Raw genomic sequence first — 20,315 nt, 5'->3', positions numbered from 1 at the left:
GACCACAAAAAACCCCTTGAAAATCACTATTGCTCAAGAGGTTTCATTGCCTATCTCGTAGTCCCACCGGGAATCATGATATATTTTTTTAGATTTATCAACTTTGTTACTACTTGCAATAATTCAACTACTTACAAAGGTGTATTAACTTTCCTTTTTCCTAAATTTCGCCCATTTTTTACAAATTTCGTTCCCCCTGTCGTTCCCCTTTCTTATTTTTGTAGATAAATAGAACTTCAAAAGATATGGCTAAAATAGCTTTCCATCTGAACATGAGTAAAAGAGACAAAAATGATTTTGTACCGATCCGGACAAAAATCGCAGTTGAATCTAAGGCAGTCATGAAAAATTTGCCATTCAAAGTTAAGGTAAAGAAAAACAATAAAGGGTCTTTTGAACCTGTAAAATGGGACAAGGGAAAACAACGATTTGCCGGTTTTCGAAAGGAAGATAAAAACGCTGATTACTACAATAAGGCTAACGCATTTCTGGATGATTATACCTCAAAAGCAAATAATTTCTTTAACGACTGCTTGTTGAATGATATCCCGCTAACGATTCCTCTCATCAAAGATTTTTTTAATGGGATCACACCAAATTTAAAAAATAAGAAAGTGGGTTTTTGGATAGCTTGGGATGAATTTTTGACAGCCGGGGAACTCACGTACGAAGCAAATACCATTCGGAGCCGCAAATCGAAAAAGAAGAAATTTGAGGAATTTCAAAATGATACCGAATACAAAATGACTTTTGAAACTATCAACTTGGAATTTTGGGATAAACTTACAGAGTATATCTTATTTACAAAAGAACATGAATTCAATTATCTACCCGCACTCATAAAACAACTAAAAGCCTTTATGAAATGGAGCTACGAAAGGGGATATCACAACAGTAAAACTTATAAAAAGTTCTCAGTTCAGGAAAAAGAAGGGAGTATTATCTATTTGACGTATGCTGAATTAAAACAACTAGTTAACTTCCAGTTTAAAAACAAACGTCTTTCCCGTGTTCGGGATTTTTTCTGCTTTGGATGCCTGACCGGTGCCAGGTATAGCGATCTGATCCGGCTAACTAAAGACAACATTGCTGAGAGTACATTAAAATTCACCACTGAAAAAACGAACAAAGACGTAGCTATTCCAATTTTTCCAGAGCTGCAAACAATTATCGATCGGTATCCTGACCAATACAAACTTTTACCTTCGTACAGCGACCAGAAGGCACGAGACTACATAAAAGAAGCATGTCAATTAGCTGGCATTAAGGCCAAGACTGAAAAAAGAAGCTTCAAAAAGAATGAAACAATCAAAACATTCCGACCAAAATATGAACTAATAGGCACCCACACAGCCCGAAAAACATTCGTTTGCCTGGCACATGAGAGAGGAATGGATATTAAAACAATTATGGATATTACCGGAATAAAAGACCAACGGACACTCAGTAGGTATCTAAATGTTTCTATTAACACAAAAAAGCAACATCTTTCAAATACATTTGGAGATCTAAGCCCGAAAGAAGAATCTGACGAAACATTGACAGCAATGCGGGAAACACTTTTAAAAGCTGGTTTTGACCAAGAAAAAATTAATAAAATCATCAAAGAAAAAAACTAACTAAGTTTGAAGTACGAAATAAAGTACTTATTTTTGTACTTATTAAATATCGTGAGACATGAAAGCAGTTAATTATTCTGAATTGAGGCAAAACCTTAAAGCCAATCTGGATGCAGTAACAGAGGATGAGCTACTAGTCGTTCATCGATCAAAAGGCAAAAGTATTGTTATGATGTCATTAGAAGAATTCAACGCATTACAGGAAACCTTTCATCTGAACCGGAGCAGAACAAACCGCCAAAGGCTTGAAAATGCCGTTGAAAATATCAATTCTAAAACAAACCTGGTCAAAAAACCCATTGTAGAGTAATGGACATTTATTGGGATAAAACAGCCTGGGAAGATTACCAGCACTGGGTGGCAAATGATCGTAAGGTATTAAGGAAAATCAACGCCTTGATAAAAGAGTGCCAGCGCACACCATTTGCCGGAACCGGCAAGCCAGAAGCACTGAAACAAAACCTTTCCGGCTTTTGGTCGCGCAGGATAACAGGAGAACACCGCCTGGTTTATAAGGTTGAAAATGATATTTTATACATTGCTCAATGCAGATACCACTACTAAGCGAACGTTTATTTAACATTATATTTTATGTGTTGTGGCTTTTTACAAATATGTATAATATGATAAAAGTAACTATTGACGGAAAAACAGAAAAAAGCAAAAAGTTAATTGAATTATTAAAAGCTTTTCCTAAAAACGATATATTCAGGATTGTTGGTGAACCTACTGGTAAAAGTGATAATTCTTTAAAGGAACAAGATTTTAGCATCGATGAACTGCTAAAGAAAATAAGCGAATTGTAACGCTAACCAGAAAAAGAAAAGCCCGAAAAGCTACTTGATAAGATATTCCGGCCTAATGCTGTCTGGGTGCTTGTATGCTTTCGCCCATTGCAGACGTCCGAAACGTGCCCAGCCCAGCAATGCAAAGTTAAGTGATCCTAAGATTAAAAACAAAAAGCCCAACCAATGATCCTGATCCACTGCCAGTTGGGCTATCAGGTAATTCATGGCTGGGCAAAACCCGACTGATAAGCTAGTCCTGTCAAGGATACTGCATTGGACTCAGTCGGTTATTAGGCAGTAATTTTTTCTTTAAACCTTTTCATCAGAGGCTCAAAGTTTTGATCTTTAAATTCATTCTCTATTTCATCTTGCGAGAGAAGTCCATTTTTAACCCATGCAGCCAATAAACCGGCTTCAATATCAATAAATTTAAATTTTTTCTTGAAATGAATATTAATGTAGTCTGACTTTCCTTTGTCTACGGGCTGTTCTCTCTCAACTTGTTCTAGTTCCGTATAATAAAACTCCTTTATCCAATTGAGCGACATGCTTTTCATGCCCAGTAGGTCTCTAGAGTAATAGTGTTTTAAGCTAATATTATCCTCGAGTTGCCTTTGTAAAGATTCAATTTCCTTTTTCAGTTCCTCTATCAACCTTGATTGATCATTTTCTTTGTGGTCCACATCAAAAAGAAGATTGAAATCCTGATCTAATATTTTTGCAAGCCCTTTTCCAACCTGGATTGATATGCTCTTTGTTTTTCCCGTTTCAATACTTGCATATGATGCCTGAGTAAGTCCAGATGCTTCGGCTACTTGAGACTGACTTAATCCCTTTGATTTTCGTAACTGCTTTAATTTTTCGCCAATTTTATCCATACGTCAAAAATATAGAAATATCTATCATTCTCAAAATCAATAATAACTATATCGTTATTCATATCTTTTTTTTAATTATATTTATTTGTATTTGGTTATTTAAAACGATATTTCTATCATTGTATTGAAAAACAAATAAAATAATACAAAATGGAAAAACAAATCATTATTATTACCGACGAGCAAACCTTAGAAAGAACCATCGAATCTGCTTTAAGGAAAAACCTCGAAGGGAAAAACAGCCTTAACCCTGATTTTGAACAAGACAAGCTAACGTTGACCAAAGCAGCAAGACTTTCCAATATGTCAATTCCAACCTTTAACAACCGGGTAAAAGACGGCATTTTCAAAAAACACGGTACCGGCCGTAAAATCTTCTTTTTGAAATCTGAAATTATCGAAGCTCTAAAAAACAATGCTTAAATGGTATGCGGAATAAAAACACCAAAAATGAAAAACTAGCAGCTCTGTATATGAGAATTGGTACTGATTACTATAAGATTATTGAGCAGCCCTTAACATCAGGAGACCGAAATGAGATAATCAAAGTATGGAGAAAACAGGAAATAATAGATGATCATGGAAGACCATTTTTGAGTGATATTGGAAAATATGATTCATTTTGTTTTATCCCGGATCATGAAAACTATCAAAGAGTTGTCGGAAACTCATATAATAAATACGAACCGATACCTCACGAACCCAAAGAGGGAGAGTGGCAAAAAATAGAAGTATTTCTTAAGCATATCTTTGGAGAACAATATGCAATAGGATTGGACTACCTAACGATTATTTGGAAGTACCCAACACAAAGGCTCCCTATTCTATGCCTGGTTTCAGAGGAACGGAATACAGGAAAAACCACGTTTCTGTTATTTCTAAAAGCAATATTTGGTAAAAACATGACTTTCAACACAAACGAAGACTTTAGGACTCATTTCAATTCTGGCTGGACATGTAAGTCAATCATCGGTGTAGATGAAGTTTTTTTGGAAAGAAAAGAAGATGCGGAAAAGCTGAAAAATCTTTCAACCTCCAAAACAGTAAACAATGAAGCCAAAGGTAAAGATAGATTTGAACAGGAGTTCTTTGGAAAGTTTATCCTTTGCTCAAATAACGAAACAGATTTTTTAAAAATTGACTCAAAGGAAATACGTTATTGGATTCGCAAAGTCCCAACCTTTCAGACCGAAGATAAAGATCTATTGGACGAAATGAAAAAGGAGATACCGGCTTTTATTCATTTTCTAACATCCAGGGAGATTGAAACACCAAACAGAACTCGAATGTGGTTCACCAGAGAACAGCTATGGACTGATGCTTTAAAAAAGGTTATACAGTCTGGAACCTCTCCGCTCGAGCACGAAATAAAAGATGTAATTACCGACCAGTTTTTAAACTTTGAACAAGATGAAGTTAAACTAACTCAAAAAGACATTATTGACTTGCTAAAAAATGAAAACGGCGTTAACAATGTGAGAAAAAAGGACATTACTGACATTCTTAAAAAATGGGGATACGAACCAACCGAACAGCCTAAATATTACAAAAAATGGAGATATGTTTCTGATAATGAGGGAAAGCATATTCCGATGGAATTTTCAAATACTGGGCGTTACTGTACATTTAAACGCAGTGATTTTGTTAGTAAAAAGTGAGTTGTGAGAATTATATATCTACCTATCTAATAATAATACATATAGGTATCTCACAAATATCTCACAAACATCTCACATTCTCACAAATCGTCAAAATCTCACATAAAAAAACAAATGTGAGAAGTTTGTGAGATGCATAATCAATTACTATTCAGTGCATTAAGGTGCTTTTTCTCACATCTCACAATTATTTTGAGTATCGACGTGAAATTTTTGCTCATCAGAAAAGAAAAAAAACATGAATTGCAATCAAGCTAAACATATAAAAATAGTTGATTTTTTAAGCAATCACGGAATAGAACCGACTCGGGTTTACGGAGATTACGCCTGGTATAATTCACCTATCCGGACTGACAAAACCCCAAGTTTCAAAGTCAACCTTTCAAAAAACCAGTGGTTTGATGTTGGTGCCGGCTATGGCGGTAATATTCTTGATCTGGTTATGGAAATGAATGCAACCAGTATAACCGGCGCTTTAATGATCCTACAAGAACCCGAATTATCAAAACCCTCTTTTTCTTTTTCAGAAAAGCAAAAATCATCCGGGATTGAAATTAAACATGTTCAGCCACTTCAAAACAGAGCGTTACTACAATACCTTAGCAGTCGGAAAATACCGGCAAAAATCGCCTCTCTGTACGTTATGGAGGCTTATTACAAGGTAAAAGAAAGACAATACTTTGCCCTGGCCTTTAAAAACGATAAAGGAGGGTATGAGCTGCGGAGTAAAAGCTATAAATTGTGCAGTACTCCCAAATACATCACCACCATTCCCGGGAACAATAATTCAATCAATGTATTTGAGGGTTTCATGGACTTTCTTTCAGCGATGGTGTTTTTCAATACCAGAAAGCCCGCAAACAAAACTATCATCCTGAATACCACACACAATTTACGATACATAGAACAGCTCTTAAAATCAGCGCAAAGAATTAACCTATACCTGGACAATGACGAATCAGGGATAAAAGCAAGGAATGAGATAATGAAACTTAATCCCAATGTAACGGACTATTCATCAATCACATATCCCAATCACAATGATTTCAATCAATTTTTAAACTCAAATAATTATGAAAACAAAAGACAAAAAAAATGAAATGGTTCCTGTAATGGTTGATAAAAACGCTGCTTCTTTTATCAAATCAATTAGAGATGAAGAAGAAAAAGCGCTATCCTATTTCTCCGATGCAATTCGCGATCTTACACATTTAGTCCTTTTACATAAAGAACAGATAGACAAAGAGTATCATGAAAAGCTGGATAACTCATTAATCCATTTATCCTATTTAGTGGATCATCTGGAAAAATTTGAGATCACCCAATGATAAATGAGTTATAAAGCAATGCACAAAAAAGAGCTGGCGGAGTTGGTGGGGGTTTCTCTGCGGACTTTCCGCTATTGGCTAAACGAAAAATACTTCGTTGAATTGAAAGAGATCGGATATATGAAAACACAAAAAATACTTACTCCAAAACAGGTTTCTTTTCTTTTCAAAAAGTTAGTCATTACTCCAGAAGAAGAATAAGCAAGTTGCTTTATCTGTCTTTATTCAGTAGTAAACGGCAATAAACGGCAAAGATAGCCTATTGTAAACACTATATTGCAAGCATAAGTTCTTCTATATGGTTGAGACATTTACCCAGTATGAACACCTGTATTTCTAGTATATAGCTGATGTATATACCAACTCATAACAAGTAAATAACAGTTGCATTTTAGGTACATTTTTCGACCATGTATGAATAATATTAACCAAAAATCAGTTTACAAATGAAACGTCGTTATTCAAATTTTTACGATCAAAAGATCACCCCTTACGATGAACCGCAGCCGGTTGATCCATCAACTTCAGGTGGAAGTCAAACAAAACCTACTCCACAACCAACAGGTACGTCAAACCCCTCCTGGGGGACTGATCCATATTCAATTGGTATCTATGGTACAGATTGGAAGTGGATAGATAGTACATTAACTTATGTTGACCAAAATGGGCAGGAGCAAGCGCTTATGGTAAATGATCCAATTATGAGTGGACTTATAGCTATAGCAAAAGACCCGAACCAACCACAAGAAAATACTGATTCGGCTCAAAAGTTAAGCATTAGCCAAAGCTCCAGTCAAACATCTAGCACACCCAGCGAACAAAAAACACCCTGGAAAGTGATCGGACTGGCAACGGCTCTGATTATCACAGCTTTTATAATTTACAAAACACTTTAGCCATGTTGGACTACAAAAACAGGATCAAATTTTTTCAAGAAAGAAGGGGGAATTACTCCGAAGAAAAAGAGAATGAACATGATAATTTCATGGACGATAATGATCCCACTCAGTTTATTATTATCCTGAAAGATAAAATTGACTGGCTGGAAAACCAGGTTCAAACTCTAGAGGCTGAACTCTTCAATCAAGAACAGAAAACACAAGAACCAGCGCAACACGTAGCAGAACCGGAACCTATTGAAAACGCTAACAAACCAAAACCGGTCAATCCTTTTCTACTGTCAGCCGCAGCAATAATATTAATGCTAATCTTTTCAAAATTATAGTATGACACGCAAAAATTTTAAAAATATTCAGATTCAAGGTAAAATTGAACTTGCTGAACTTTTTGAAGACACTTACGAGCAGTCCGGAGCCAACTCAAAAGGAGAGTTTCTCAACATCCTCCTGGACACCTATCTGAATCCAAATCAAAAAACAGAAGATACTGGAAATGTCAAGCAGTTACTTTCTGAAAAAGAAAATCTAGAAGCACAAAAAGAAAATTTGGACAAAGAGATGAATGAAGCACAGGCAGAAAATCAGCAACTCAAAGTACGCTTGGGACTTTACGAGAATGACATTTTAAAGAAACTCCTGAAAAAGCACAAAGGAAAAACGCTTCATTTCAGAAATCCGGAAGGCGACTTGGTCAATGTTGACGTTTTTGATTTACCTGATGTCTACAAAGCACTTATTAACTCAATAGAAGTATAAGCTATGGAAATTAATCAAGCTTTTGATCCATTTAGGATGACAGCCAGTTCGGGAAAAACAAACTGGGTGCTACCAATTGTTTTCTTAATCGTATTTGCTGTTGTCGGATATTTAATCCACAGAAATAATTTAGATGAGTCATCAACTCGTTAGGATACGATACACAAGCGCAATTGCCTGGATTATCTTAACAATGGCACTTGGGGCACAAAAAACCCTCAAACTTTTTCTTTTCTTTCTGATAGTCCTGGGGATTGAAGGAGTGATCCACCTAACAAAGAAAGATATTTAACGATGTTTTAGTTTTGTACGCTAACGTTTGGATAATTATTCAAACTACAAAAAAAAGAGCTGCTATTTCGATAGTGGCTCTTTTTCTTTATTGAAATACAAAATTCGTTCCCCATTCATTCCCCTTTAAAGGCATTAGCATCTAACAATCAGCTTTTTATGAGTTTTTAAAGTAGTCCCACCGGGAATCGAACCCGGATCTACAGTTTAGGAAACTGCTATTCTATCCGTTGAACTATGGAACCATCATTTTTGTAAAAAACACATCATTACAAAAAAGCTTTGCAAAAATAGGAAAAAGCGACAGGATTCAAAAAAAGAAATAGATGCCAACTCATTTTTCGAGTTGAACTACTAATCTGGTTTTGTTAACAGAAAATTTACAAGGCAATCATTCTTACACATCTGACTCACTGCACATTATCACATATTTATCGAATTTTTCTTAGAAACGTTTTAAATTAGCTATTTTTGACCTTCCAATTATTGCGGGTAAAACCACTAAAATCTACTTTTGTGGAACTTTATCAGAAACATTAATTTTTTAAATAAAACTATTATCCTATGAGCAATTTTCTGACTTCTTCTATTGGGAAAAAGTTTATCATGAGTATCTCAGGCCTTTTCCTGATGATGTTCATTGTCGTTCACTTGGGAATCAATTTACTTTTGATTTTTGATGACAGCGGTGAGCTTTTTAACCTAGGGGCAAATTTTATGGCTACCAACCCGGCTATCCGTATAATGGAACCGATACTGGCGTTGGGCTTTATCGTACATATTTTATGGTCTCTCATTGTTAGTTTTCAAAACATGAAGGCTCGCCCTACCGGATACAACCAATCTAAAAATTCAAGTAACTGGGCATCTCGCAATATGCTTGTTCTTGGCTGTTTAATTTTTGTATTCCTGGTTATGCACATTTATAACTTCTTCTACATTATTAAATTTGAATACCAGAACCTACTGGAAGTCGATATTGACGGAGAAATCATGCATGATTCCTATTCATTAGTTGCCGGACTATTTAAAACAAGTGTAACGTATTGTATTCTTTACGTTATTGGCGCAATCCTTTTGGGACTGCATCTTGGACATGGTTTTTGGTCTTCGTTTCAAACCATTGGATTTGCGAATAAAGCGTGGTTGAAAAGATTACAGGTAATCGGACAAATTTACGCGATTGTCGTTACTGTCGGTTTTGCAATCATCCCATTGTATTTCCTGATTAAATTTTAACCGAAAAGAAGTATAGAATTATGAGCATACTAAATTCAAAGATACCAGAAGGGCCATTGGCTCAGAAATGGACAAATTATAAGAATCACCAAAAACTGGTGAACCCTGCCAACAAACGCAAACTCGATGTAATTGTCGTAGGAACGGGTTTGGCTGGTGGTGCTGCCGCAGCGTCACTTGGTGAAATGGGTTTCAATGTAAAAAACTTTACCATTCAGGATTCTCCACGCCGTGCGCACTCCATTGCCGCACAGGGTGGTATTAATGCTGCAAAAAACTATCCGAACGACGGTGACTCAGTTTACCGTTTGTTTTACGATACCATAAAAGGTGGTGACTACCGTGCCCGCGAGGCCAACGTTCACCGCTTAGCTGAAGTTAGTAATAGTATTATCGACCAGTGTGTTGCACAAGGTGTTCCTTTTGCCCGCGAATATGGCGGTTTATTAGACAACCGTTCGTTTGGTGGAGCACAAGTTAGTCGTACATTTTACGCACGTGGGCAAACCGGTCAGCAGCTATTGCTGGGAGCTTACCAGGCGTTGATGCGTCAGGTAAACAAAGGCTCGGTTACGATGCATACGCGTACCGAGTTAGTCGATATTGTCATTGTTGACGGCAAAGCACGCGGAATTATTACCCGCGACTTGGTAACCGGAGAATTGCAACGTCATTTTGGCCATGCTGTAGTGTTAGCTACCGGTGGCTACGGAAACACATTTTTCCTATCAACCAACGCGATGGGATCAAACGGATCAGCAGCTGTAAAAGCGTTCCACAAAGGAGCCATGTTTGCGAATCCATGTATGGCACAAATTCACCCAACTTGTATCCCTGTTCATGGGGAGTTCCAAAGTAAACTAACCTTGATGTCCGAATCACTTCGGAATGATGGACGTATTTGGGTGCCTGCTAAAAAAGAGGACGCTGAAGCTATTCGCGAAGGAAAACTGAAACCAACCGATATTAAGGAAGAAGATCGCGATTACTATTTGGAGCGTCGTTATCCTGCTTTCGGAAACCTGGTACCTCGTGATGTTGCATCGCGTGCAGCAAAAGAACGTTGCGATGCCGGTTTCGGTGTTGGAACCGGGCTGGCTGTTTACCTGGACTTCAAATCATCTATCGAGCGCTTAGGCAAAGATGTGATTGAAGCACGCTACGGTAACTTGTTCCAGATGTACGAAAAAATTGTCGACGACAATCCATACGAAACGCCAATGATGATTTACCCTGCAATCCACTACACCATGGGTGGTATTTGGGTTGATTATGAACTGCAAACCAATATTCCGGGCTTATTTGCTGCCGGTGAGGCTAACTTCTCCGACCACGGTGCCAACCGTTTGGGAGCTTCGGCTTTGATGCAAGGATTGGCAGATGGTTATTTTGTGTTACCATACACCATTCAGAATTACCTGGCTGATGAAATTCGTACTCCTCGCATGGATACGAATGCAAAAGAGTTTGTTGAAGCTGAGAAATCGGTAAAAGATCGATTTGAAAAACTGTTGAACATTAAAGGTAATCGTTCGGTAGATAGCATTCACAAAGAACTTGGCTTAATCATGTGGGACTTTGTTGGAATGGCTCGTAATGAAAAAGGTCTTAAAGATGCTATCAAAAAGATTGAAGCAGTTAAAAAAGAGTTCTGGACCAACGTCCGCATTCCTGGAAATAAAGAAGGAATGAATGTCGAATTGGAAAAAGCCAGCCGTTTGGCTGATTTCCTTGAAATTGCTGATCTGATGGCACGTGATGGATTGAACCGTGAGGAATCCTGCGGTGGTCATTTCCGTGAAGAATATCAAACCGGAGAAGGTGAAGCACTGCGTCAGGATGATAAGTTTGCCTATGTTTCTTGCTGGGAATATCAAGGTGAAAAAGAAGAACCAAAACTGAATAAAGAGGAATTGGTTTACGAGAATGTTCAAATGCTTCAACGTAATTACAAATAACGGCTATAAAAAAGGAGAGCAATCATGGATAAAACAATAAATCTCACGCTTAAGATTTGGCGTCAGAACGGTCCCAAAGAAAAAGGCCGTTTCGAAACCTATCAAGTTTCAGATATTTCAACTGACAGTTCTTTCCTCGAAATGATGGATATCTTGAACGAACAGTTGGTTAACGAAAATAAAGAACCCATCGCTTTCGATCACGATTGTCGTGAAGGAATCTGCGGAATGTGTTCACTATTCATCAACGGACGTCCACACGGACCGGATGAGGAAATTACAACCTGCCAGTTGCACATGCGTAAATTTAAAGATGGCGAAACAATAACCATCGAACCATGGCGCGCTGCTGCATTTCCAATCATCAAAGATTTGATTGTCGATCGTCAGGCGTTTGACAAAATCATTTCTTCGGGCGGTTATGTTTCCGTAAATACAGGTGGTGTTCCTGATGCAAATGCCATTCCGATTGCAAAACCTGCTGCCGACGAAGCGATGGATGCAGCTTCATGTATCGGTTGTGGAGCTTGTGTAGCGGCTTGTAAAAACTCGTCGGCCATGTTGTTTGTCTCGGCAAAAGTTAGCCAACTGGCCTTGCTTCCGCAGGGTAAAGTTGAAGCGAAACGCCGTGCGAAAGCAATGGTTGCAACAATGGACGAACTTGGATTTGGCGGATGTACCAACACCGGAGCTTGTGAAGTAGAATGCCCGAAAAGTATTTCTATTGCACACATCTCTCGTTTAAACCGTGAATTCTTGAAATCACGCTTGTCAGAATAAACCAGAGAATACAAGATAACAAAGCGGCCGTTTCTATCAAAAGAAACGGCCGCTTTGTTTTTTCACAAAATCAAGTTTAATCCCGACGAACATCGCCGCCACTGGATTCATTAATATCTTTTTGGGTCGGATTTCCTTTATATCGAATGTCGCCACCGCTACTCGAGTTGGCTTTAATCGATTTGGTTGCATGCACAACGGCATCTGCTCCACTAGAAGTTTTTACTTGACAATGTTCGGCAACTAAATCTCCACACGAAAGGTCAGAACCACTGGAACTGGACGCATCAAAATTGATAACCCGTCCGGTGATTTCAGCCTCCGATCCACTTGATGTATCCAGCCAAATCGTTTCTGCTGTTATACCTTCAATCTCCAAATCGGCTCCGCTGCTCACCGATATTTTCAGTTCATCCAGCTTGAAGCTGTTTTCTGATTCTACATCAGCACCCGATGAAACATCGAGCCGAGTCAAATCATCAAAAGTAACATGAGCCGTGCGATCTTCATTCCAACTCCAGTTCAATTTCTTCTTCATATAAATATGCAAAACCCCATCTTTTACTTCGGTTATGATATCGTCAATAATGTCAGGGTCAGCCTCTATCACAACCTTTTCCGAGTTTCCCTGCGTTAAGTATAAATCGATTCCACTACCAACCGAAATACCATGGAAATTGGGGGTTTGCCGAGTCTGTTTTCCAGCTCTTTCGTTTGCTGCCGGTACTTGCAAAACCAATACCATTGCAAGCAATAAAATGCTAGCTGAATAAAACCGTTTTCTTATTGTTTTCATACGTGTTGCTCTTAGTTATTGTTTTCTGATATTACCGCCTGAAGACTCATTAATGCTAACCGTGGAAGGACTACCTGAATAATAAATGTGACCACCGCTTGAGGCTTCCCCTTCAAATTCGTTGGTTACATCAATGTAGATATGTGCCCCGCTTGAAACATCGGCGAAACAATCTTCAGTGACCAAACCACTCCCTTTAATATGAGCCCCCGACGATGCTTTCAAATCAACTTTTTCAGCTTTCCCGTTGAGTTTAATGTGTGAGCCCGAAGATGCTCGCGCCTGCAAGTTCTGTGCATTAACGCCTAGATTTTGCTGGCTACCAGAACTGGCTTTTGTGCTAAAATCTTTCAAGTGAATCAGATCATCCGTGCTAACCATTGCTCCTGAACTGCTTGTCAGTTTTTCAATGCGGTTAAATTCGACCGTGATTAGTAATTTCTTCGCCTTTTTTATTCGTTCTTCCGAGAAAATATTCAATTCATCTCTTTTCAGTTCGGTTTTGATAACTTCGTGCAAATTCTCATCGGCTTCTACCGTGATCAGATTTTTATCCGACTGAACCAAGACCACCTTCATTCCGGTGGAAACTTTTACTTCATCGAAATCTCCGACTTCACGATATTCGGTTGTGACATGACCATTACCCTTTATGGACGGACCTAAAAAGATGCAGGCAGAAAAAATAGTCAATAGTACAGATAAGGAAATTGCTAAGGAAAAACGCTTTTTCATATGGTAATCGTTTTTGGGTTTTAAAGATATCAGAGGGAACTCGTTTGATAATCACGATTCGATAGGAGAATTGTTTATCATGCTCGTTTCACCTGTGAGTGTTTGCTGTTATTGACGCTAATTTTGAATTTTCGTTACACAATTTAGAAATCACTGCTCATTTTATTACCACAAATTCGCTGAAACAAGGTTATTTATCGGTAAATGAACAAAAAAAATGCCGGTTTAAACCGGCAATATTTCGTTAGCTCTTATCTTTCATTCTTCGATCACGCATGAGATGTCGGTGTTTTTCTTTTAAGCTTTGCATTTCCAATTTTTGCTCCTCGGTAAGTAACGACTGAATTTCGATACGTGACTTTGCCCGAATTTTAGACAATTCAGTTTGCAATTCACCCTGCTTATCCAAACTCTTATAAATTGCCTTCATGTCGGCAGTTTCGGCAGTCATTAGTGTTTGATGATGTGCTTTCAGTTCCCTCAACAGATCACGAAATGTTTTTGCTTCTTTCATGCTCTCCATCCGAATTGATTTAATCGCTTCTTTTTGATCTTCAGTTAATAGTTTCGCTGCAGGAAATCTGTGATGGTCATTGTCAGCATATTGTTCTAACTTTTGCTGACGTTCGAGTCGTTGCTTTTGCCCCTGTGCCATCGTTGTTAACGACAATAATATGGCAAACATAAATACCAATGCTGTAATTTTGTTTTTCATCGCTTAAAATTTTTAAATTCTCCCTTTGGACTGTCAGCTATCGCTTTCGTTTAATCCATCATCCGCATTTCACATTTTTTAACATCCTGTTAATCAACACAGTTAGCTATTGCAATCAATCCATCGAGCGTTAAATTCGCCTCAAAGTGGTCTATTTTAGACTTCTCTTCACGAAAAATACTTGATAAACCGCCTGTCGCAATGACGTGGAGCTCTTTATTTAATTCGGCTTCAGTTTGCTCAATAATCCTGCTGACTAATCCCAGATAACCATACACAACACCTGCTTGAATCGCGTTTACTGTATTAAGTCCCAACACTGACGGCGGCATTGACAACTGAACATGAGGCAACTGCGATGTGTTTCCTGCCAAAGCCGTTACCGCCGTACCCATTCCCGGAGCAATGGCAACTCCCAATATTTCACCGCTTTCGGCGAGTGTCAAAAAAGTAAGAGCAGTTCCAAAATCGATAACCATACAAGGCTTGTCGTACTTTACAAATGCTGCCATTGCATTGGCAACCAAATCGGTTCCAATCTGATACGGATTTAAGATTTTGATCGGTAGCTTTGAATAAGTTTCCGGCGCTACAAACAGAGGATGAATACCTAATAAACGGCTGATTAATTCTTTAAAATCGTCGTTTAACGAAGGTACAACACTGCTAATAATCACTTTGCTTATTTTTTCAGGCTCCACGCCTCCACTTTCAAAGAGGGATCGAAATATGACTTCGTATTCGTCTGCCGTTTTTAACTTATCTGTCCGAATCCTCCAAATATTCTTCCAATTTTCTTGTTTCCGGATTCCAAAAACAATATTTGTATTTCCAATATCAATTGCTAAACGCATCTGTTTCGTTGTTATTTGAGATGAAGTTGTAATAAATAAAGTTTATGTTATATCGAAATTTAATTCGCGAATTTTCATACTTTTATGTCCTATTCTTGTATATACAAGGTATTGTGTTTAATTTTTTACTAATTTTAACAAAAATAAGAATGAAAATTCTGCATAAGAGCATAACTAACTTATTATTCTTTAAAGATGCAAAATAATAAAGGTCCGTTAATTTTTGTAGTTGAAGATAATCCTGTCTATAACAAACTCGTTGTAAGTTATCTCAAAACCAATAAGTTTACCAACGTAGAAGCCTTTTTATCCGGAGAAGAAGTTTTGAAGGCGATGGAACGTCAGCCTAAAATCATCATTCAGGATTATTTATTAGATGGGATGAATGGGATTGAAGTACTAAAGAAAGCAAAAAAAATTGCTCCTGAGGTGGAGTTCATTTTCCTTTCGGGGCAGGACAGTATTGATGTTGCTATTAATACCATGAAATACGGTGCTTACGATTATATCGTAAAAGATCAGATGGCACTAAAAAAGATGGTGAGCAAGATGAATAAAATATTGTCGATTAGCAGCTTAGAAAAGACAAATAAGCGCTATAAAACCGGCGTAATATTGTTTTTCGTTTTCCTTTCACTTTTTATCATTGTAATCATTGCTATCGCATTACTGTACCCTGAAACATTTGGATTAAATTTCTAGTCAGTATCTCGGCGGTTATCTAAAATATTTTGCTGAACAGCTTTCAAAGTTTCATTTGAAAGCTGTTCAGCTTTTTTCGATGGTTGTTGATGTATTCCGAAGGCAGCTCCTTATACTCGGCTTTAAAATATTTCGAAAAATATCTTGGACTGTTAAATCCGCATGCATAGGCAATTTCGGAAACAGTCAACTCACTGTTCTCCATAAAATCAGCGGCTCTTCGAAGCCTGATAATCCGAATAAACTCAACCGGCGATTTTGTAGTAAGCTGAGTTAGTTTTTTGTATAAGCTAACTCTACTCATCCCTATTTCTTTGCTTAAGTTCTCAACCGAAAACTTGGTATTGTCCAAATTTTTCTCAACAATACCGAGCGCCTTTATTAAGAATTTTTCATCCTGTGATGTGACTTTAATCTTCTCCGGATTCATTCCAATCATCGATTGATAAGATCGTCGCAGCTGTTCTCTGGAATTGATCAGGTTCTCAATGCGCGATTCCAAAATCCTAAAATCAAATGGCTTTGAAATATAATCATCGGCACCAGACTGGAAGCCTTCAAGCGTTGGATCGGTATCTACCTTAGCTGTCAATAAAATGAGAGGAACATGAGCGGTTCGTCCATCACCTTTTATTTTCGAGCAAAATTCAATACCATCCATTTCGGGCATCACAACGTCGCTCACAATCAAGTCAGGGAGCTTCTTCAAAGTCATCTCCCATCCTATTTTACCGTTCCCGGCTTCATACACATTATAGTGCTCTTTCAGATTGTCTTTCAGGTAAAAGCGGAAATCTTCATTATCCTCAACCAATAAAATATTTTTTTTAGTCGAATCAGATTTAACTTCCTCGTTAAAAGCCGAGCGATTTTCCCGATAATAAATGACTGGCTCTTTAGAATCCCCGGACTGATTTTTTAAATCAATTTGTTCTTGCGAAAACAACTGCACCGGCAGAGTGACTTCAAAAACGCTGCCTTTATCTACGATACTTTCGACTCGGATAGTACCTCCCAATATTTTCACGTAATCATTTACCAGCGACAAACCAATTCCACTTCCCTGATTGACAAACGAATTTGGAAGATCATCCTGAAAAAACCGATCAAAAATTCGTTCTTGTTTTTCAACTGGTATTCCAATTCCATTATCCTTTACGGAGATTAATACCGTTCCCCGCCGACTACTATTTTCAGAGTCAACATCCGACTCAATAAATTTTAACCGCAATGTAATTTTACCTTTTTCAGGCGTAAACTTAAACGCATTCGACAACAAATTGGAGATCACTTTTTCAACTTTATCCTGATCAAAATAAGTAAACAAATCTTCCTTTTCAGCTTTAAACCTGAACTTGATTCCCTTATTTGCCGCTAAATCCTGAAAAGAGAGTCCAACTTCTTTTACAAATCCAATTAAATCGCCCCAATTTTCCTTGGCCTCAATCTGTTGAACTTCCATCTTTCTGAAATCGAGCAGTTGATTTACCATAGCCAAAAGCCTTCGCGCATGGCGATGGATAAATTTCAATTGAGCTTTTAACTTTTCATCCTTCGTCTCTCCAATTAATCGTTCAATTGGCGATAAAATCAAGGAGAGAGGAGTGCGAAACTCGTGACTAATATTGGTGAAAAATTTTGTTTTTAACCCATCTAGCTGATGAATGCGCTCTGCTTCCTGGTGTTCTTGCTCGGCTGCGAATTTCAATCGCTCTCGTTCAACTAAAATATGACGCGCCAGCAATAACAGACCGAAGATAAATAAAACATAAAACCCAAAGGCATAATTACTTTTCCAAAAAGGAGGTGTTATTTCAATCTTCAGGGGTGGGGTCAACGCTTGCCAGCTTTTGCCTCCATCATTCGACACACGCACATGAAACGCATATTCTCCGGCATTTAAGTTCGTAAAAGTGGCCTCTGCGTTTTGCGGGTCAGTTTTCAACCAAGCTTCATTGAACCCTTCCAGCTTATATTCGAAACTATTTTTTTCGGGTTGAAAGAAATTCAAAGAAGCAAAGCCCAGAGAGAAAACATTTTCGCGGTGACGCAAAGTAATTTTATCCTGTTGTGTAATTGATTTGTCAAGAATAATCCGATTTTGAATCGGCGTTCCAACCGGCACCTCACGATTGAAAACCTTTAAGTTTGTCAATACAACTTCGTTGCTGAGTTTTTGCTCTTCCAGGTTTTCCGGTTTAAATAGATTAAACCCATTTGCACCTCCAAAAATGAGTTCGCCGGCTTTCGTACGGTAAGCTGCATTTTCATTGAACTCTTTGCCTTGAAGACCATCCATCATGTCGTAATTGGTGGTTTGAATCTCCAATTGTTCAATTTTCGGATTGTCTGAAAAATTGACTATTTCGATCTTAGAAACACCGTTGGTTGTTCCAATCCATAAATTACCTTGTTCATCTTCAAGTATTGTTTTGACATTCGAATCAGGCAACCCATCTTTTTCAGTAAATACCCTGAACCGGTTTTCATGCTTGCTATATAAGTTTAGCCCCTCGGGAGTTGCAATCCAGATTAGTCCACGAGCATCTTCGTGAATCCCCAAGGCATTTTTATCACTCAACCCTCCGGGGACACCGGGCTCAGGCGTAAAATGTTCAAACCGCTTGGTTAACAAATTCAAACGATCGACCCCGTCAGATGTCCCTAACCACAGGTTACTTTGAGAATCTTCCATGATTGACATGATGAAGTTAGAGCCCACGGAGTTCATATCTTCAGAAGCATAATGATAAAAAACGCCTCTTTCGCGGTCATACAACTCTAGACCTCCAGCCAAGGTTCCAATCCATAAATTGCGCTTCGAATCTTCAAAAATCTCCCAAACGCGGTTATCTGACAATGATGCAGGATTGTCCGGATCATGTCGGTGATGGTGAAAAACACGACCGTCAAATCGATCCAATCCACCAAAATAAGTACCAATCCACAACTGATCATTTCGGTCAATAAAAAGTGAAACGATGATATTATTGCTTAAACTGTTCGGATCGGAAGAATCGTTCCTGTAAACCCTGTAACTGTCGCTCTTTCTGTTGAAATAAAGCAGCCCTCCTCCATTTGTGCCAATCCAGAGATTTCCCTTTTTGTCTTCTACAAAGCAGTTGACATCATTAAAAGGCAAGCTTGATGAAATAGATGGGACATGCCGGTAGTGATCAAACCGAATCAGGCTTTGGTGATAGTAACTCACGCCTTTTTTGTATGTTCCAGCCCAAATAATGTTCTGAGAATCTTTATACAGATAGTTCACACTATTTTGAATGAGGCTGTATTTATCATCCGGATTATTGGTCACGTAAATAACAGAAAAACCATTCTTGTCTAACCTATTTATGCCGCCATGATCGGTAGCCAACCAGATCATGCCTTCCTCATCCTCAACAATTGACGACACCAGGTCATTGTTTAATCTGGCTTTCTCCGATCGAGTATTAACATGCAAAACATTTCCGGTAGAGGTATCAATAAGGAAAGCACCATAGGGCTGACCAAGCGAATAAACCCATACGTCGTCTTCCGAATCAATAAAAATCCGATAGTTATTGGCCACGCTCTTAAACTCAGCATTCAGTTGAATACGATAGGAAACATGGAGGCTGTCCCGGTCTAGCTTTTCAAGCATACCAGAGGATGAAATGACCCAGAAATTCCCTTTGGAATCCTGATTAAGAGCCATCATTGAATTACTACTAATTGAGGTCGGATCACCCGCCTGATGCTGCAAAACGGTCACCGAACGACTTGAATGATCCAGTCGGTAAAGACCAGAGGAATTATTCACGAACCACGTATTTCCCTCTTGATCGTTAAAAATGGAATATAAAGATATCAGAGGAATTGAAAACTCACTCAAATAAGAATCCGGACTTGAAAACGTCTCCTTTTGCGGATCAAAAATGGCGAAGTCGTTCACTGACTTAATCCAAATTTGGCCTGACGAATCTTCAGATAAAAAGTCAATGGCATTAAACGGAATAGATGTACTATCATAAGGATCGTGCTTGTAGGTTTTAAATCTCAACCCATCGAAACGATTCAGTCCCCGACCTGTCCCAAACCACATAAAACCCTGACTATCTTTCAAAATTGAACGCACCTGATTATTTGACAAGCCGTCGTTAATCGTCAGGTGCATGAATTTATACTGCGTGTTTACCTGTGATTCGTTGGCAAACCCCGTGATGCCAATCAGCAAAAGAGCCAACAACAAATTAGCAATTTTTAAATCATTTTTTTTCAGCAGACCATCACTCATTAACATCCTGTATTAGACCCGTAAAAGATACAAGAAAAAAGAA

At 38.2% G+C, this 20,315-nt stretch carries 23 protein-coding genes and 1 tRNA gene; 16 read left to right on the top strand and 8 right to left on the bottom strand.

Annotated features, from left to right (window positions below; all coding sequences use genetic code 11):
* The first annotated feature begins 245 nt into the window (after positions 1-245).
* The 4 genes from ACTB00_RS09335 to ACTB00_RS09320 are packed head-to-tail and all read left to right on the top strand — an operon-like array spanning position 246 to position 2,425.
* On the top strand, positions 246-1,619 hold the full coding sequence (locus ACTB00_RS09335) for a site-specific integrase (RefSeq protein WP_463299644.1): 1,374 nt from the start codon (positions 246-248) through the stop codon (positions 1,617-1,619).
* A 58-nt stretch (positions 1,620-1,677) separates the two neighbouring features.
* Positions 1,678-1,929: a type II toxin-antitoxin system Phd/YefM family antitoxin gene (locus ACTB00_RS09330; protein ID WP_463299643.1), complete on the top strand. Its 252-nt coding sequence runs from the start codon at positions 1,678-1,680 to the stop codon at positions 1,927-1,929.
* Entirely contained in the window at positions 1,929-2,183 is a 255-nt protein-coding gene (locus tag ACTB00_RS09325; RefSeq protein WP_463299642.1) for a Txe/YoeB family addiction module toxin, read from the top strand. The genes ACTB00_RS09330 and ACTB00_RS09325 overlap by 1 nt, the downstream gene beginning before the upstream one ends.
* A gap of 59 nt (positions 2,184-2,242) precedes the next feature.
* Entirely contained in the window at positions 2,243-2,425 is a 183-nt protein-coding gene (locus ACTB00_RS09320) for a hypothetical protein (protein WP_463299641.1), read from the top strand.
* A 30-nt stretch (positions 2,426-2,455) separates the two neighbouring features.
* Here ACTB00_RS09320 and ACTB00_RS09315 read toward each other — a convergent pair whose 3' ends face one another.
* Both ACTB00_RS09315 and ACTB00_RS09310 read right to left on the bottom strand, forming a co-directional pair.
* Positions 2,456-2,632, bottom strand: a complete 177-nt coding sequence (locus ACTB00_RS09315; RefSeq protein WP_463299640.1) for a hypothetical protein — start codon at positions 2,630-2,632, stop codon at positions 2,456-2,458.
* Positions 2,633-2,697: 65 nt separating this feature from the next.
* Positions 2,698-3,285, bottom strand: a complete 588-nt coding sequence (locus ACTB00_RS09310) for a helix-turn-helix domain-containing protein (protein WP_463299639.1) — start codon at positions 3,283-3,285, stop codon at positions 2,698-2,700.
* Positions 3,286-3,435: 150 nt separating this feature from the next.
* On the opposite strand from ACTB00_RS09310, the gene ACTB00_RS09305 reads away from it, so the two are divergent.
* The 8 genes from ACTB00_RS09305 to ACTB00_RS09270 all read left to right on the top strand — a co-directional run bounded on the left by ACTB00_RS09305 (position 3,436) and on the right by ACTB00_RS09270 (position 7,926).
* Positions 3,436-3,708: a helix-turn-helix domain-containing protein gene (locus tag ACTB00_RS09305; protein WP_463299638.1), complete on the top strand. Its 273-nt coding sequence runs from the start codon at positions 3,436-3,438 to the stop codon at positions 3,706-3,708.
* Between the two features lie 5 nt (positions 3,709-3,713).
* Positions 3,714-4,943: a primase-helicase family protein gene (locus ACTB00_RS09300; RefSeq protein WP_463299637.1), complete on the top strand. Its 1,230-nt coding sequence runs from the start codon at positions 3,714-3,716 to the stop codon at positions 4,941-4,943.
* Positions 4,944-5,181: 238 nt separating this feature from the next.
* Positions 5,182-6,042, top strand: coding sequence for a toprim domain-containing protein (locus ACTB00_RS09295; protein ID WP_463299636.1), 861 nt, complete (start codon positions 5,182-5,184; stop codon positions 6,040-6,042).
* Positions 6,017-6,271, top strand: a complete 255-nt coding sequence (locus ACTB00_RS09290; protein ID WP_463299635.1) for a hypothetical protein — start codon at positions 6,017-6,019, stop codon at positions 6,269-6,271. Before ACTB00_RS09295 ends, ACTB00_RS09290 begins: the two co-directional genes overlap by 26 nt.
* Before the next feature lie 3 nt (positions 6,272-6,274).
* A complete protein-coding gene (locus ACTB00_RS09285; protein ID WP_463299634.1) occupies positions 6,275-6,472 on the top strand; it encodes a hypothetical protein in 198 nt (65 codons plus the stop codon).
* Between the two features lie 245 nt (positions 6,473-6,717).
* Positions 6,718-7,167, top strand: a complete 450-nt coding sequence (locus ACTB00_RS09280) for a hypothetical protein (protein WP_463299633.1) — start codon at positions 6,718-6,720, stop codon at positions 7,165-7,167.
* Positions 7,168-7,169: 2 nt separating this feature from the next.
* A complete protein-coding gene (locus ACTB00_RS09275; RefSeq protein WP_463299632.1) occupies positions 7,170-7,496 on the top strand; it encodes a hypothetical protein in 327 nt (108 codons plus the stop codon).
* 1 nt (position 7,497) lies between these two features.
* A complete protein-coding gene (locus ACTB00_RS09270) occupies positions 7,498-7,926 on the top strand; it encodes a hypothetical protein (RefSeq protein WP_463299631.1) in 429 nt (142 codons plus the stop codon).
* Positions 7,927-8,390: 464 nt separating this feature from the next.
* On the opposite strand, the gene ACTB00_RS09265 is transcribed toward ACTB00_RS09270, so the two are convergent.
* Positions 8,391-8,462, bottom strand: a tRNA-Arg gene (locus tag ACTB00_RS09265).
* A 319-nt stretch (positions 8,463-8,781) separates the two neighbouring features.
* Between ACTB00_RS09265 and ACTB00_RS09260 the strand changes: the two genes are divergently transcribed.
* Genes ACTB00_RS09260 through ACTB00_RS09250 form a run of 3 tightly spaced genes read left to right on the top strand, consistent with a single transcriptional unit; the run spans position 8,782 to position 12,194 of the window.
* Positions 8,782-9,456 (top strand): succinate dehydrogenase cytochrome b subunit, encoded by a 675-nt coding sequence (locus tag ACTB00_RS09260; protein WP_463299630.1) that lies wholly within the window; start codon positions 8,782-8,784, stop codon positions 9,454-9,456.
* 20 nt (positions 9,457-9,476) lie between these two features.
* Positions 9,477-11,414 carry a fumarate reductase/succinate dehydrogenase flavoprotein subunit gene (locus tag ACTB00_RS09255; protein ID WP_463299629.1) on the top strand — a complete coding sequence of 646 codons (1,938 nt, stop codon included), beginning with the start codon at positions 9,477-9,479 and terminating at the stop codon, positions 11,412-11,414.
* A gap of 24 nt (positions 11,415-11,438) precedes the next feature.
* Positions 11,439-12,194, top strand: coding sequence for a succinate dehydrogenase/fumarate reductase iron-sulfur subunit (locus tag ACTB00_RS09250; RefSeq protein ID WP_321288310.1), 756 nt, complete (start codon positions 11,439-11,441; stop codon positions 12,192-12,194).
* 76 nt (positions 12,195-12,270) lie between these two features.
* Here ACTB00_RS09250 and ACTB00_RS09245 read toward each other — a convergent pair whose 3' ends face one another.
* From ACTB00_RS09245 to ACTB00_RS09230, 4 genes are all read right to left on the bottom strand, one after another.
* Entirely contained in the window at positions 12,271-12,990 is a 720-nt protein-coding gene (locus ACTB00_RS09245; protein WP_463299628.1) for a head GIN domain-containing protein, read from the bottom strand.
* Between the two features lie 15 nt (positions 12,991-13,005).
* Positions 13,006-13,725, bottom strand: coding sequence for a head GIN domain-containing protein (locus tag ACTB00_RS09240; protein WP_463299627.1), 720 nt, complete (start codon positions 13,723-13,725; stop codon positions 13,006-13,008).
* A 244-nt stretch (positions 13,726-13,969) separates the two neighbouring features.
* Positions 13,970-14,440, bottom strand: a complete 471-nt coding sequence (locus ACTB00_RS09235) for a Spy/CpxP family protein refolding chaperone (protein WP_463299626.1) — start codon at positions 14,438-14,440, stop codon at positions 13,970-13,972.
* 89 nt (positions 14,441-14,529) lie between these two features.
* Positions 14,530-15,294 (bottom strand): type III pantothenate kinase, encoded by a 765-nt coding sequence (locus ACTB00_RS09230; RefSeq protein WP_463299625.1) that lies wholly within the window; start codon positions 15,292-15,294, stop codon positions 14,530-14,532.
* Positions 15,295-15,489: 195 nt separating this feature from the next.
* Here ACTB00_RS09230 and ACTB00_RS09225 point away from each other — a divergent pair, with 195 nt between their 5' ends.
* Positions 15,490-15,996 carry a response regulator gene (locus ACTB00_RS09225; RefSeq protein WP_321288381.1) on the top strand — a complete coding sequence of 169 codons (507 nt, stop codon included), beginning with the start codon at positions 15,490-15,492 and terminating at the stop codon, positions 15,994-15,996.
* A gap of 43 nt (positions 15,997-16,039) precedes the next feature.
* Here ACTB00_RS09225 and ACTB00_RS09220 read toward each other — a convergent pair whose 3' ends face one another.
* Entirely contained in the window at positions 16,040-20,272 is a 4,233-nt protein-coding gene (locus ACTB00_RS09220; RefSeq protein WP_463299624.1) for a two-component regulator propeller domain-containing protein, read from the bottom strand.
* Positions 20,273-20,315: the final 43 nt, after the last annotated feature.

The organism is Sunxiuqinia sp. (assembly GCF_055140945.1).
This window is presented reverse-complemented; position numbering and strand designations above follow the sequence as displayed.

What these genes read in the sequence shown, in the direction of transcription:
- ACTB00_RS09335 (WP_463299644.1), top strand. Translation starts at nt 246, where the DNA reads ATGGCTAAAATAGCTTTCCATCTGAACATGAGTAAAAGAGACAAAAAT.
- ACTB00_RS09330 (WP_463299643.1), top strand. Translation starts at nt 1,678, where the DNA reads ATGAAAGCAGTTAATTATTCTGAATTGAGGCAAAACCTTAAAGCCAAT.
- ACTB00_RS09325 (WP_463299642.1), top strand. Translation starts at nt 1,929, where the DNA reads ATGGACATTTATTGGGATAAAACAGCCTGGGAAGATTACCAGCACTGG.
- ACTB00_RS09320 (WP_463299641.1), top strand. Translation starts at nt 2,243, where the DNA reads ATGATAAAAGTAACTATTGACGGAAAAACAGAAAAAAGCAAAAAGTTA.
- ACTB00_RS09315 (WP_463299640.1), bottom strand. Translation starts at nt 2,632, where the DNA reads ATGAATTACCTGATAGCCCAACTGGCAGTGGATCAGGATCATTGGTTG.
- ACTB00_RS09310 (WP_463299639.1), bottom strand. Translation starts at nt 3,285, where the DNA reads ATGGATAAAATTGGCGAAAAATTAAAGCAGTTACGAAAATCAAAGGGA.
- ACTB00_RS09305 (WP_463299638.1), top strand. Translation starts at nt 3,436, where the DNA reads ATGGAAAAACAAATCATTATTATTACCGACGAGCAAACCTTAGAAAGA.
- ACTB00_RS09300 (WP_463299637.1), top strand. Translation starts at nt 3,714, where the DNA reads ATGCGGAATAAAAACACCAAAAATGAAAAACTAGCAGCTCTGTATATG.
- ACTB00_RS09295 (WP_463299636.1), top strand. Translation starts at nt 5,182, where the DNA reads ATGAATTGCAATCAAGCTAAACATATAAAAATAGTTGATTTTTTAAGC.
- ACTB00_RS09290 (WP_463299635.1), top strand. Translation starts at nt 6,017, where the DNA reads ATGAAAACAAAAGACAAAAAAAATGAAATGGTTCCTGTAATGGTTGAT.
- ACTB00_RS09285 (WP_463299634.1), top strand. Translation starts at nt 6,275, where the DNA reads ATGAGTTATAAAGCAATGCACAAAAAAGAGCTGGCGGAGTTGGTGGGG.
- ACTB00_RS09280 (WP_463299633.1), top strand. Translation starts at nt 6,718, where the DNA reads ATGAAACGTCGTTATTCAAATTTTTACGATCAAAAGATCACCCCTTAC.
- ACTB00_RS09275 (WP_463299632.1), top strand. Translation starts at nt 7,170, where the DNA reads ATGTTGGACTACAAAAACAGGATCAAATTTTTTCAAGAAAGAAGGGGG.
- ACTB00_RS09270 (WP_463299631.1), top strand. Translation starts at nt 7,498, where the DNA reads ATGACACGCAAAAATTTTAAAAATATTCAGATTCAAGGTAAAATTGAA.
- ACTB00_RS09260 (WP_463299630.1), top strand. Translation starts at nt 8,782, where the DNA reads ATGAGCAATTTTCTGACTTCTTCTATTGGGAAAAAGTTTATCATGAGT.
- ACTB00_RS09255 (WP_463299629.1), top strand. Translation starts at nt 9,477, where the DNA reads ATGAGCATACTAAATTCAAAGATACCAGAAGGGCCATTGGCTCAGAAA.
- ACTB00_RS09250 (WP_321288310.1), top strand. Translation starts at nt 11,439, where the DNA reads ATGGATAAAACAATAAATCTCACGCTTAAGATTTGGCGTCAGAACGGT.
- ACTB00_RS09245 (WP_463299628.1), bottom strand. Translation starts at nt 12,990, where the DNA reads ATGAAAACAATAAGAAAACGGTTTTATTCAGCTAGCATTTTATTGCTT.
- ACTB00_RS09240 (WP_463299627.1), bottom strand. Translation starts at nt 13,725, where the DNA reads ATGAAAAAGCGTTTTTCCTTAGCAATTTCCTTATCTGTACTATTGACT.
- ACTB00_RS09235 (WP_463299626.1), bottom strand. Translation starts at nt 14,440, where the DNA reads ATGAAAAACAAAATTACAGCATTGGTATTTATGTTTGCCATATTATTG.
- ACTB00_RS09230 (WP_463299625.1), bottom strand. Translation starts at nt 15,294, where the DNA reads ATGCGTTTAGCAATTGATATTGGAAATACAAATATTGTTTTTGGAATC.
- ACTB00_RS09225 (WP_321288381.1), top strand. Translation starts at nt 15,490, where the DNA reads ATGCAAAATAATAAAGGTCCGTTAATTTTTGTAGTTGAAGATAATCCT.
- ACTB00_RS09220 (WP_463299624.1), bottom strand. Translation starts at nt 20,272, where the DNA reads ATGAGTGATGGTCTGCTGAAAAAAAATGATTTAAAAATTGCTAATTTG.